Origin of the sequence: Phormidium yuhuli AB48 (assembly GCF_023983615.1) — a bacterium.
In the GTDB taxonomy this organism is placed as follows: Bacteria; Cyanobacteriota; Cyanobacteriia; order Cyanobacteriales; family Geitlerinemataceae; genus Sodalinema; species Sodalinema yuhuli.
In genome coordinates, this window is sequence record NZ_CP098611.1 from 2,517,034 (window position 1) to 2,529,867 (window position 12,834).

Below are 12,834 nucleotides of genomic sequence, written 5' to 3' on the forward strand. Positions count from 1 at the left end.
TCAGCCCTAAATGGGGTAGGGAAGGGCCTAGTCACGAATGTTAATGCTCAGTTCATAGGGACTGGTGTGGGGGGCTGAGACTTCGATGAGATAATCTCCCCCTTCTGCAACGCGGGTGTTCCAATAGACAACTCCCTGAGCACCGGCAATACTTTGACCGTCGGGACGACGAACGGTAAACACCACATCTCGACCATCACCATTGATGGGGAAGAGTTCTACGGCAAAAACTTGTCGACTCCCGACATTGACAAGATAGCGCTGGGGACGCTCTGGGGTGACAGTCCCTTGAGTTTGAACGTCGGTTTGTCCTGAGGGGATTTGTAGACGTTCAGGTTCGGGAATGGGTTCGGGAGTGGGGTCTGGGGTGGGCTCGGGAGTGGGGTCTGGGGTGGGCTCAGGAGTAGGCTCAGGAGTAGGCTCAGGAGTAGGCTCAGGAGTAGGCTCAGGAGTAGGCTCTGGGGTGGCTGCGTTAAGTTGTACGTCGAGGATATATTCTCCTTCGGGTAAGCCGCTGACGGTTTGCAGTTGAATGGTATATTGACCGTCGTTGGGGATGAAACCTTGCCAACCTGAGACTCGCTGCGATCGCCCATCTAGGGGATTTCCACTCGGGTCTAAGAGGGTCATCAACACCCCCTCTCGTTCTAGAAACGCCACCAGTTCAGTCCCACCGTCGAGGCCGAATCGGTAGTTATAGATGGCGTTGTTCCTTAACCGGCCTTGGGATCGGAAGCGACTACCGACCGCGAGATTGATCTCGCTATAGCTCACGGCGGGGGTGGGTTCGGGAGTGGGGTCTGGGGTTGCCTCTGGGGTCGCGGGTTGTTCGGCGGTGGGTTCGTCTCGGGGACGACTAAAGGCCGTTATCAAGGTCCAGACGCTCCAACCGGCAATTAGGGCGACTAGGGCTGAGACCAGAATCACCACGATGGGATTGTCCCATAGGGAGGGCTTGGCTGGAGGAATGGAAGCCCGGCGAGAGTGGGGAGGGGCTGGACTGACTTGGGGTTTTGCAATGTCTGTGCGATCGCCCCCCGACGTTGAGGCCACGGTGTCTGGGGCGCGACTAACCATGACGGTGGGCAAAACGGAAGGGAGACTGTTGGGGGGATTGGGAGAGGCGTCCCTGGGGGGCGGGACGGGGGCGGTAGCGGTTCCGGTGAAGAGAGCAGCCCGAACGTCTGGGGCGGTGAGATAGCGCTCTCCGGGGCGATCGCTCAACATTTGATTGAGAACAGCCGCCAGTTCTTCACTCACGGCACAGTCGTCCTGCCAAAGCCAGCGAGATTCGGCCGCATCATAAAGATCTTGGGGAGGCTTAGCGGTCAGGAGAACAATCGCCGTCACAGCTAACCCATAGAGGTCACTATGGGGATAAGCTCGTCCACTCTCACGTTGGTCTGGGGGAGCATATCCGATGTTGGTCCTCAAATCTCCCTGAGAGAATGAGACCGGGGGTTGGAGGCTGGTGTCTTGCTGGAGACTTGTCTCCGGGGACTGTATCTGAGTTTGTACAGATTGCAGTTGCGTGGCAAGTTCTTTGACCACCCCAAAGTCAATAGGAACGGGTAGGCGATCGCTCTGACGCTGAATAATATTTTCTGGACATAAGTCCTGATGGATAATCCCCTGACGATGGATATAGTCTAAAACCGGCAGGATATCTTGGAGGAACTGCCGCACATCCGCTTCACTAAAGGGACCTTGGTCTTGTAGTAGGGTTTGATAGGTCTGCCCTTCCACATAATCCCGAACTAAAAATAGCCGCTGATTTTCCTCAAAAATGGCTTGAAATTGAGGAATTTGGGAATGTTGCAGTTGATAGAGAACTTCGGCTTCTCGCTGGAACAGTTCTTTGGCTTTGGCGAGTTCTCTAGCCTGATGTTCTGTAGCATCGTTGAGCTGGAGGGCAAACTCTTTAATGGCACATGGGCACTCAAAACGCCCGCCATCTTTTGCGAGGTAGGTTCGGCCCAAGGTACCCTGTCCTAGGACTTGAACTAAGGTATAGCGGTTTTGTAACAGAGTATCTGGGGACAGAGGGGGTTGCATGATTGCAGGTTGTCTTAGGCAACAACTTGGAGTTGATCGAGTTGTTCAATGGTGACATCGGCCTGGCTGAGGTGACGATGGTCTTGACTATGCCAGCAAATGCCGATGGTTCCGGCGGCACCGGCCCGTTGGGCCATCTCGATATCCAAGGGGGAGTCTCCTACCATGATAGCGTCCTCTGGGCGCACCCCTAGGGCGGTACAGGCCTGTTGAAATAATCTCGGGTCAGGTTTACTTGGGCCGTCGTCAACCCCCAGTTTGACTTGGATAATATCGTCAAGTTGACAGGTTTGCACAAATTGATGAACTCGTGCATTGGTGTCGGCAGAGAGAATCCCCAGTTTAAATCCCGCGTCGGCGAGGTGGGATAGGACCTCTAGGGAGCCGACGAAGAGGGGGGAAGTGTCTTCATCTTGGAAGAGGCGATCGCTCTCGTCAAAGGCGGTGCGCGCGGCTTGCAGGGATTCAGCCCAACTGCGTCCCGTTTCGGCCACGTAGGCAGCAGCGGCGATGAGGTTTTCTTGGCGACTCCCCACAGCTAGGAGATAAGTGGGGTCAAGGCGATCGCCCTCAATGCCAAAAGCCATCAGCAGGGATTCACCCACACCGGGAATTTGAGCGTCTAATTGTCGCGCTCGGTCAATCCCTAGGCGGCGCAGAAAGTCTTGAGTATCCAGAAGTGTGCCATCTTTGTCAAAGATGATGGCGCGAATATTTTTGAAGGTTTTGGGACCGCAGGAGAGGTTCATGGGGGAGGGAACAGGGAATAGAGGGGTTAAGCACAGGTAGGGTGCGTTCTGGCTCCAATCAAGGTTAGGCTAAGACCACTCAGCTCAAACTTGCCCGAACGCACCGCTTGCCTCAGCCATCGGGGAGATTGGGCAAGAAAAAAGAGGGGTTGAGTCCCTCTTTTTGGCAAATATGAGCGCTTGGGAGAGGGGTGGAGACTCTCCTCAAGCGGGGATTGGGATGTAACGGGGAGAGATTAGTCGGCGGCAGAGACCATCTCTTCGTCGTCTTCCTCCAAGTCCATAGCATTTTGCGCTTCGAGTTCTTCCGGAGAGATCCCCTGGGCCTTGGCTTCCATTTGCAGGCGGAATTTCTCAGCCATTTCTTCGGCCTTTTCGTACACCAACTGAGGGTTTTTCACCATGTCCCCAGGTTCGGGTTCAAGTTGCTTGGTGGACAGAGAAATCCGACCCCGTTCGGCATCGAGATCGATGATCATGACCTTGAGTTGGTCATTGACGTCAAAGACACTACTGGGAGTGTCGATGTGGTCATGGGAGATTTCGGAAATGTGCAGTAAGCCGCTGACACCACCAATGTCGATGAAGGCCCCGTAGGGTTTGATGCCGCGCACGGTTCCGACGACGACTTCGCCGACTTCTAAGCCGTTCATCTTATGCTCAACTAAGGCGCGACGGTGGCTGAGGACGAGGCGGTTACGCTCTTCATCGACTTCCAAGAATTTCAGGGGTAGATCTTCACCCACTAAGTCTTCTTTGGGTTTACGAGTGCTGATGTGAGATCCGGGAATGAAGCCCCGTAATCCTTCGATGCGAACTAATGCTCCACCTCGGTTTGTGGCGAAGACACCGGAGTGAACAGTTGCATCTTCGGCTTGAAGTTGGCGAACCCGCTCCCAGGCGCGCATATACTCAATGCGACGAATGGAAAGGGTGAGTTGTCCGTCTTCGTTTTCATCCATGAGGATGAAAAATTCCCGCGTCTCGTTGGCTTGCAAGACCTCGTCGGGAGACTCGACGCGGTTGATTGACATTTCCTGTAACGGGATGTAAGCAGCGGTTTTAGCACCGATGTCAATCAGAGCGCCCTTTGGCTCTATACTAAATACCGTCCCTGCTACGGTATCGCCGGGATTGAAGTGATAATCGTACTTGTCGAGTAATGCGGCAAAATCTTCGTGAGTGAAACCGACATCTCTTTGCGTTGTATTCTGATTGACCATGCGTGTTTTCCTAGGACTGAGTCTCCATAACTGAGGTTTGCCTCCGGCTGATGGGTGTTACAGAATTGAACGGACAGGGCGATGATTGCAAGCAAGTCCTCCTTTGACGAAACACCGCATCACCTTCATTTGAAGGCGAATTGACTAATAGCATAGCAAATTCTACCCCACTCCTACGACTTTGTGGCGGGGTTTTTCTGGGGAATCTTCAAAAATACCCACAACTGACCTCTGGCTGGGCCGATGGGATGGCTGGGGTTGGGCAGAACTTGACTTAGGAGGAGATAGCACAATTGGGGGTGCTTTCGGGAGAGTCTTGGCGCTGCCGTTCAAAGTTCTCCTCTAGGCGACTTTCTCGCAGGCGATCGAGGGCTTCGACGAAGTCGCGAACCCCTTGAAACTGCTGATAGACTGACGCAAAGCGCACATAGGCGACTTCGCTGAGATCCTTGAGGGAGTCTAAGACCAGTTCCCCGATTTCGCTGGTGTGAATCTCTCGTTTGGGTCGTTGATGCAGACGCAGTTCAATGTCATCGACGATCGCCTCTAGGCGTTCTGGGGCGATCGCGGTTTTCTCACAGGCCCGAACAATGCCTCGTAGTAGTTTTGAGCGATCGAAAGACTCTCGTTTCCCATCTCGCTTAATGGCAATCATGGGGACAAATTCGATCCGTTCGTAGGTGGTAAAACGCCGTTTACAGTTGAGACACTGTCGGCGACGACGCACACTCTGCCCGGATTCGGTGGAACGAGACTCTAAAACACGGCTTTCCGTATGCTCGCAGAAGGGACAACGCATAACAATTGGGGTAGGACACCCAATAGGAATTGACAGGTATTAGCAAAAATGATAACAGACGCACTACACGAATGCAGTACGTCTGAATAATGATCTAACTCCTATCGCAGCGGTTCTCGCGACAGGAGTGGAGAACCGGCAGCACAATTTTAATGAGCTATTTGCCGATTTTCGGGGTTTCGCGGAAGGCGATGGCGAAGAATAACAGGGTCAGGGTTGCCGCGAGTAACAGGATGTAAATGACGCTTTCCATAATTTCTAAAAACTCACTGTGTGACAGTCTTAGTCTATCCAAGGGCTTGGGGAACCGGCGATCGCCAGTCCCCCAACAGCTCAGGCATAACTCAGATGACCTGAATTAAGCCATTTCTTTTTCGACGCGAGTGGTTTTGTCTCCCACTTTCTGGAAGGCACCCCATTCGACTTGATCTTCGTCGAGTTCCGGGTCAATCCCAGCAAACACGTCGCGGAACAGAGTCCGAGAACCATGCCAGATATGCCCGAAGAAGAACAACAGGGCAAAGCAGACGTGACCGTAAGTGAACCAACCACGAGGACTGGTGCGGAAGACCCCGTCAGATTCCAGGGTTTCACGGTCAAACTCAAAGGGTTCGCCCAGTTGAGCTTTACGAGCATAGCGTTTAACGAGAGCAGGGTCGCTGATGCTGCTTCCATCGAGTTCACCGCCGTAGAAGCTGGCCGTGACACCCACTTGCTCGAAGCTATATTTAGATTCTGCCCGACGGAAAGGAATGTCAGCGCGGACAATGCCGTCTTTGTCGGTTAAGACAACGGGGAAGGTTTCAAAGAAGTTGGGCAGACGACGCACAAAGAGTTCTCGTCCTTCAGCATCGGTGAAAACCGGGTGACCCAGCCAACCTTTTGCCAGTCCATCCCCTTTGTTCATCGGACCGGTACGGAACAAACCACCTTTAGAGGGGTTGTTACCCACATAGTCGTAGAAAGCCAGTTTTTCGGGAATTTGTTCCCACGCTTGGGAAAGGCTTGCACCACTGGCAACGCTGGTTTGAACCCGACGTTGGATTTCCTGTTGGAAATAGCCCTGATCCCATTGATAGCGGGTGGGACCAAACAGTTCGATGGGGGTCGCCGCACTGCCGTACCACATGGTCCCAGCAACAACAAAGGCGGCGAAGAAAACAGCGGCGATACTGCTGCTGAGAACAGTCTCGATATTCCCCATCCGTAGGGCCCGATAGAGCCGTTCTGGGGGACGGACAGTTAGATGGAACAGACCGGCGATAATGCCGACAATCCCAGCGGCGATGTGGTGGGAGACGATGCCGCCGGCGTTAAAGGGGTTAAAGCCTTCTGGCCCCCAAGCCGGTGCGACGGGTTGAATGCTCCCGGTTAAGCCGTAGGGATCGGAGACCCACATCCCAGGACCAAAGAGTCCGGTGAGGTGGAAGGCTCCGAAACCGAAGCAGAGTAGGCCTGAGAGGAACAGGTGAATGCCGAACATTTTCGGCAGGTCGAGAGCCGGTTCGCCGGTACGGGGATCTCTGAAGAGTTCTAAGTCCCAGAAGACCCAGTGCCAGCAAGCGGCGAGAAATAGTAAACCTGAAAGAACGATGTGAGCGAGGGCGACACCTTCAAAAGACCAGAAGCCGGGATCGACTCCGGTCTCTCCGGTGACACTCCATCCGCCCCAAGAACCCGTTACGCCAAGGCGTGCCATGAAGGGCATGACGAACATTCCTTGCCGCCACATGGGGTTCAGGACGGGATCGCTCGGGTCGTAGGTGGCGAGTTCAAAGAGGGTCATCGAACCCGCCCAGCCTGCGACGAGGGCAGTGTGCATCAAATGCACGGCAATCAGCCGACCCGGATCGTTCAGGACGACTGTGTGTACACGGTACCAGGGTAGTCCCATTGACTACGCTCCTCCTTATATGACGTGATATGAGTGATGGTCAACGCTTGTCTATCTTACGATTTGACCGGGCTGAACGTCGGGGTGAGGCTCAACATGAGGCTGTTGTAAAACAGGACGTGTTGATCGGATTCCTTGTGACGTTCAGGTTCGGTACAAGTGCAGTTGTTTTCAGGGCTGCATCAATTAAAGATTATTAAAGAAGTGTATCGATTGTGAGACGCGATCGCAAGGGTTTTTAGGGAATTGTTAGGGATAGGGTGCAGCAACACCCCCCATTTTTCGATGCTCCATCCCCTTTTATAACAAATTGTTAATTTTGCGGCGAATTGAATTGACAAATAACCGAGGATGTGCAAAGTCTAGCGATAACTTGTTCAGCATCCATCAGGCGTTTGAGCATGACATGTTTGATGCTCGATTCTCGGGCTTCATTGGCTTGGGGGCAGACTTCCACCATTAAAACGGCGCTTTCGACACGATAGAGCCAAAGTCGCTCTCCCTGTTCGACTAAACAGAGATCAAGTCGCTCAATATCCGGCTGTCGCCGCCAAGCATTGATATTCCAGAGTCCCTGGGTTCCCCAAACACGGGCAACAGTCCACCCTTCTGATAGAAAAAAGTATTTCACCGATGGTTAATGCAGTTCGTCAGTGTTGATAGGCTGCCCCATACCTTACCGCTAATTGGTAATCAGAGGGAAACTTCGGGGATGTCTTTGAGAGACTGAGGAGGTTGGTCTGTGGATTGGTCTAGAGGGTCTAGGGCCTGACAGAAGCAGGTGGATAAATCGCAGGGCCCCTCACCGGGATGACGGCGGGGGAAGTCTTGCCCCTGCTGATAGGCCAGCCAGTCTTGGCGAAATTGTTGGGCTAACTGTTCGAGGTCTCGTCGCGTCTTCTGATGGTCAACTCGAGAGTAGTTGAATTGCCAGCATTGGGTCGTAGCTGGGGTGCAGGAGTCGGAGTCTGCTGCTGCGGAGCCTTCGACAAACCAATAGACCATGGAGATAGCGTCGGGAGGATAGGGGCTGGTTTCAGCGAGAACGAAGAGATAGAGCCGTGTTTGCCAGTCGTTTTGCAACTGTTTAGAACTTCGGGGTCGAGGATAGGTTTTCCAATCTAGGATTTGGGCCTGGTTTGGGGACAGGAGTAGCAGGTCGTAGCGCACCAGCCAGAGGATATCCTGCCAGAAAAGGCTGCGTTCATGTTCGGCCTCTCGATATTCGATGTCCTCGCGAAAGGGGTTGGGGGTGATGTGCATCGGGGCCTGCTCCAGAAAGTCCTCAATCCATTGTCGCAATGGGTCGTCTTGCTTCAATAGGCTCTCGACGGGTAGACCGAGTTCTCGTTGTTGCATCAGTTGGTGAAATTGGTTCCCTCGGACCCGTTGCTGCTGTTGCTCTGGGTTGAGGGGGGAGTCGCGGTGTTCCAGAAGGCTGCTTTGAAACCAGCGGGGGCAGGTTTGCAGGCGCTTGAGATGGCTTTGGGAAAGCCGTGGAATGGGCGCTGGGTCTTGTTGAGATTGGCTCGGAGAAAAGTTTTTTGGGGTCATCCCTTGCGTTCCCGGATAGATGTGTTATGATTGGATCTGCGAACGGGGCGTAGCGCAGCTTGGTAGCGCACCACTTTGGGGTAGTGGGGGTCGTGGGTTCAAATCCCGCCGCTCCGATTTCTGAAATGATATCCCCCTGAACAGCCTGTTAGTCTTCTGTAGAAAGAGTAACAGGCTGTTTTGGGTTGTTTTTTGGCTGAAGGTTGGGGCAAATCTCCCCGAGGAAACATTTCTTAAGTCTGCTCCTAGAGACGGTGAACCGGGTATCCTAGAGTTGGGGAATGTATTTTTTTTTGAGTTGACTTTATTCCTATGTCTCCTGATCCCGAAGCCTATGCTGCCTTGCAGGAAGAGGTAAAACACTTACGGCAGATTGTGAGCGATCGCGAGGCACGCCTGAAACAACTTGAGGAGAGACTCCCCGCCTGTTTATATGAATTGCATCGTTCCCCAACGGGAGCTCTCTCTTGGCATCAAGTTTCCCCGGGCAGTCGGGATCTGTTACGGTTGGAGCCGCAAGAGTTTGGGATTTGGGTCGATCGCATCCATCCCCAGGATGCACCTCGCTGGCACCAGGCCATCGCCACCTCAGAAGCGACGGAAACAGATTTAGCCTGGCAAGGACGTGTCTTGATTCCCCAGCCTAACGGGGCAGCCATTGAACAGTCAATCCGCATCCTGGCTCGTCCTCAACCGCAAGAGGATGGTTCGACCCATTGGCAAGGATTAGCCATTGCCGTTGATGCCCCCACCGTTCATGCCACTCCCAGCCAAACCCCTGCCTTTTTCGCCTCCCTGATGGAAATTTTGCCGGTGGCGGTTTTTGTGAAAGCGGCTGAAGATTTTCGCTTTTGTGCGGTCAATAGCAGCGGTGCCCAACTTCTAGGGCAAGAGGTAGAAGACTTACTCGGGAAAACAGATTATGATTTGTTTCCCCAGGAACAAGCCGATTATTTTCGACGGGTGGATGAGTCCGTATTAACCCATCACGAGGTGGTGGAAATTCCCAGGGAGTCAGTGCAAGTCGGGGATAGCAATCGTTTAATGCGGACCCATAAACTCGCGATTTGGGATGGGGATCAACCTACTCATCTGGCGATTATTTCTGAAGATATTACCGACCAAGAAATCACGAAGGCTCAACTGGCGGAACAGGAACGAACTCTGCGAGCCATTGTGGATAATGCCCCCATCTGGATTTGGACTACCGATACCTCGGGGCATATGAACTTTATTAACCGAACTTTTTGCGACGATGTTGGGGTTACTCCAGAAGAGGTTTACGCTGCGGCTCACTATCAAGAGGTCTTTGGGGAAGCCGCCGTTGCCAATTGCCTGGAGTCCGATCGCATCAGTTTTGGCCAGGATGAGCCGTATTGTTCCGATGAATTTTTCCCGTTTGTGGATGGAAAAATCCATCATCTCGAAACCATTAAAGTGCGACTCAAAAATACTCAGGGCGAGGTGACGGGTTTAGTGGGGTTGGCCATGGATGCCACGGAACGCAAACAAGCAGAGGCAGAACTGGCTCAACAGCGATTGCTCTTGGATGCGTTTATTGACACGGCTCCAGTGGGGATGGCGATTTTAGATCAACAGTTTCGCTATCTCCAAGTGAATGAACATTTGGCAGCAATGACCGGTTATCCCGTCTCAAATCATATTGGACGAACCTTGGGGGAGATTGCACCCGATTTAGCCCATCAACTCTATGACAAGGTCGAAGCCATGTTGATGAGTGGAGACCCCATTTTCAATCAGGAATTGACTGGGGAAACACAAGCTAATCCTGGGGTTGAAGGGCATTGGCTATTTTCAGCCTTTCCGATTCAAGATAGGGACGATAGCCTCATCGCCTTTGGGGCAACGGTGTTGGATATTACAGAACGACAGCAGGCCCAAGACCAATTACACACCTTGACTCGGAATCTTCAAGATGCCCAACGAATTGCCCATATTGGCAATTGGGAAATTGATGTAGCCACTGGACAAACCACCTGTTCCGATGAGATTTTCCGTATTATTGGTCTCCCTGTACGTCGGGAACCGATGCCCCAAGAGGAGATGTTCCACTATTTCCATCCTGATGATCGTCCCCGGGTGCGTCAGGGGATTCGTCATTGTATTGATACGGGCCAACCCTCTGATATTGATGTGCGGATTATTCGGGCTAATGGGGAGTTGGGCTATGTTCGGGAAAAATGCGAGGCCCAATATGATGAGGTGGGCAATTTAGTGAGTATCTTTGGCATTGCCATGGATATTACAGACCGGAAAATCGCCGAGTTGACGCTGCGTCAGAGTGAGGAACGCTTCCGAACTCTTGTTGAAGCCACGACTCAAATTGTCTGGAATGCTAACGCTAAGGGAGCGTTTACCTGGGAACAGCCCGATTGGACTAAGTTTACGGGGATGAGTTTTGAGACGTTACGGGATTGGGGTTGGATTAATAGTATCCATCCCAATGATCGCAATGAAACGACCGCAGTTTGGTCTCATGCGGTGCAAACTCGCAGTCTCTATCAGATTGAACACCGCTTGCGACGGGCTGATGGTGTTTACCGGGATATGAGTGTGCGGGCGGTTCCTATTTTGGATGAAGATGGTAATTTACGAGAATGGATTGGGGTGAATATGGATATTACCGATCGCAAGGATGCGGAACGGGCCCTACAACAGTCGGAGGCGAAGTTACGACAACAGGCCGAGAATCTCCAGAAAACTCTGGATCAGTTGCGGCGGACGCAAAATCAGTTGGTGCAAAGTGAGAAAATGTCGGCCCTAGGACAGTTAGTGGCAGGGGTTGCTCATGAAATTAATAATCCAGTTAACTTCATTTATGGCAATCTCACCCATGCTGATGACTATACTCAGGATTTGATGCAGGTGATTGAGGCCTATCAACGGCGATATCCCCAGACAGATCCTGAGTTGGAGGCCTTGCTGGAGGAGGTGGATTTAGACTATCTAATTGACGATTTGCCAAAACTGCTTCATTCGATGCGGGTGGGGGCGCAACGGATTCGCGATATTGTGCGATCGCTACGCAATTTCTCGCGCCTGGACGAGGCGGAATTTAAGGCGGTGAATCTGCATGATGGCATTGAAAGCACGCTGATGATTCTGCAAAATCGGCTCAAGGCTAAACCGGAGTCAGTGGGGATTGAAATTGTGCGACGCTATGGCGATTTACCCCCAGTTGAATGTTATGCGGGGCAAATCAATCAGGTGTTAATGAATATTTTAGCGAATGCGGTGGATGCCCTGGAGGAACGCCATCGCAAACGCAGTCCTTCGGAACTCGATGCTGCCCCGAGTCGCATTACGATTACAACGGCGGTGATAGAGCAACAACGGGTTCAGATCCTGATTGCTGATAATGGGGTGGGGATTCCTCCCCAGGTTCAACATCAGATTTTTGACCCCTTCTTCACCACAAAACCCATTGGCAAGGGGACGGGGTTAGGGATGTCCATTAGCTATCAGATTATTACCGATAAGCATCATGGCAGTCTGACCTGTACCTCAGAACCGGGGCTTGGGACCAGTTTTCTGATTGAAATCCCGATTCATCAGACGGCTCAGGATTCTTCTGGGGTTTAGGTGTCGTCATGGGCGTAACGACGATAGAGGAAGTCTAGGGCTTCGTTGCGTACATCATAGTATTCGGGCTGTTCCATGAGTCGGGTGCGATCGCGGGGCCGGGGGAAGGGTAAGTCTAGAATTTCACCAATGCGGGCGGCGGGGCCGTTGGTCATCATGACTAGGCGATCGCCCAGGAAGAGGGCTTCGTCGATATCATGGGTAATCATGAGAACGGTGACTTTGTGATCGGCCCAGATTCGTAACAGTTCTTCTTGCAATTCTTCCCGGGTGATGGGATCGAGGGCGCCGAAGGGTTCATCGAGGATGAGGACTTTAGGGCGCAGGGCTAGGGCCCGGGCAATGGATACCCGTTGTTTCATTCCCCCGGAGAGTTCTTTGGGCTTTTTGTCGGCGGCCTCCGTTAAGCCCACGAGTTCCAGATGTTCTTGCACGATCGCCGCTTTGTCCCGTTGTTTGAGTTTGGGAAAGACGGAGTTGACAGCCAGAAGGATATTCTCGTAGGCGGTAAGCCAGGGCAGGAGGGCGTAGTTTTGGAAGACTACCATGCGATCGGGCCCCGGTTCTTTAATTCGTCGTCCTTCTAAGCGAACTTCTCCTTCGCTGGGTTGACGGAAGCCGGAAACCATATCCAAGAGGGTGGATTTACCACAGCCGGAGTGCCCAATCAGACAAATGAATTCTCCTTCCCGGACGGTGAGTTGGATATTGTCAAGAACGGGATAGGGCCCCTCTGGGGTGGCATAGGTTTTGCTAAGGCCATCAATGACGAGATAGGAGTCATTGGTGGTGTAGGTGTCAGAGGTGGAGTTGGTTAGAGTTTGCATGGGGTAGGAAGGGAACAGGGAACAGGGGGGAAGCTGGGGTAGGGTGTGTTCCGGCTTAGAATCGTCATTAGCTTTGACCACTCGGCCTGAACTTGCCGGAACGCACCGTCTCGGGGTTAGGCGGGGGTAG

At 52.7% G+C, this 12,834-nt stretch carries 10 protein-coding genes and 1 tRNA gene; 2 read left to right on the forward strand and 9 right to left on the reverse strand.

Features of this window, described 5'->3' with window-relative positions:
* Positions 1 to 27: 27 nt before the first annotated feature.
* From NEA10_RS10800 to NEA10_RS10835, 8 genes are all read right to left on the reverse strand, one after another.
* Positions 28 to 2,055: a serine/threonine protein kinase gene (locus NEA10_RS10800; protein ID WP_252659751.1), complete on the reverse strand. Its 2,028-nt coding sequence runs from the start codon at positions 2,053 to 2,055 to the stop codon at positions 28 to 30.
* A 14-nt stretch (positions 2,056 to 2,069) separates the two neighbouring features.
* Positions 2,070 to 2,804 carry an HAD family hydrolase gene (locus NEA10_RS10805; protein WP_252659753.1) on the reverse strand — a complete coding sequence of 245 codons (735 nt, stop codon included), beginning with the start codon at positions 2,802 to 2,804 and terminating at the stop codon, positions 2,070 to 2,072.
* A 236-nt stretch (positions 2,805 to 3,040) separates the two neighbouring features.
* Positions 3,041 to 4,027 (reverse strand): 30S ribosomal protein S1, encoded by a 987-nt coding sequence (locus NEA10_RS10810; protein WP_252659755.1) that lies wholly within the window; start codon positions 4,025 to 4,027, stop codon positions 3,041 to 3,043.
* A gap of 274 nt (positions 4,028 to 4,301) precedes the next feature.
* Positions 4,302 to 4,826, reverse strand: coding sequence for a transcriptional regulator NrdR (nrdR, locus tag NEA10_RS10815; RefSeq protein ID WP_252659765.1), 525 nt, complete (start codon positions 4,824 to 4,826; stop codon positions 4,302 to 4,304).
* 157 nt (positions 4,827 to 4,983) lie between these two features.
* Complete coding sequence (locus NEA10_RS10820) at positions 4,984 to 5,079, reverse strand: photosystem II reaction center protein T (RefSeq protein WP_252659773.1); 96 nt, start codon at positions 5,077 to 5,079, stop codon at positions 4,984 to 4,986.
* A gap of 105 nt (positions 5,080 to 5,184) precedes the next feature.
* Complete coding sequence (gene psbB, locus NEA10_RS10825) at positions 5,185 to 6,720, reverse strand: photosystem II chlorophyll-binding protein CP47 (RefSeq protein ID WP_252659775.1); 1,536 nt, start codon at positions 6,718 to 6,720, stop codon at positions 5,185 to 5,187.
* 313 nt (positions 6,721 to 7,033) lie between these two features.
* Complete coding sequence (locus NEA10_RS10830; RefSeq protein ID WP_252659777.1) at positions 7,034 to 7,351, reverse strand: hypothetical protein; 318 nt, start codon at positions 7,349 to 7,351, stop codon at positions 7,034 to 7,036.
* 62 nt (positions 7,352 to 7,413) lie between these two features.
* Positions 7,414 to 8,274: a PD-(D/E)XK nuclease family protein gene (locus NEA10_RS10835; protein ID WP_252659779.1), complete on the reverse strand. Its 861-nt coding sequence runs from the start codon at positions 8,272 to 8,274 to the stop codon at positions 7,414 to 7,416.
* A 43-nt stretch (positions 8,275 to 8,317) separates the two neighbouring features.
* Between NEA10_RS10835 and NEA10_RS10840 the strand changes: the two genes are divergently transcribed.
* Positions 8,318 to 8,391: transfer RNA gene (locus NEA10_RS10840), tRNA-Pro, on the forward strand.
* Positions 8,392 to 8,586: 195 nt separating this feature from the next.
* Positions 8,587 to 11,877, forward strand: a complete 3,291-nt coding sequence (locus tag NEA10_RS10845) for a PAS domain S-box protein (RefSeq protein ID WP_252659782.1) — start codon at positions 8,587 to 8,589, stop codon at positions 11,875 to 11,877.
* Here the strand turns inward: NEA10_RS10845 and NEA10_RS10850 are convergent.
* Positions 11,874 to 12,704, reverse strand: coding sequence for a nitrate ABC transporter ATP-binding protein (locus NEA10_RS10850; RefSeq protein ID WP_252659790.1), 831 nt, complete (start codon positions 12,702 to 12,704; stop codon positions 11,874 to 11,876). The two genes, NEA10_RS10845 and NEA10_RS10850, sit on opposite strands and share 4 nt — an antisense overlap.
* Positions 12,705 to 12,834 lie beyond the last annotated feature (130 nt).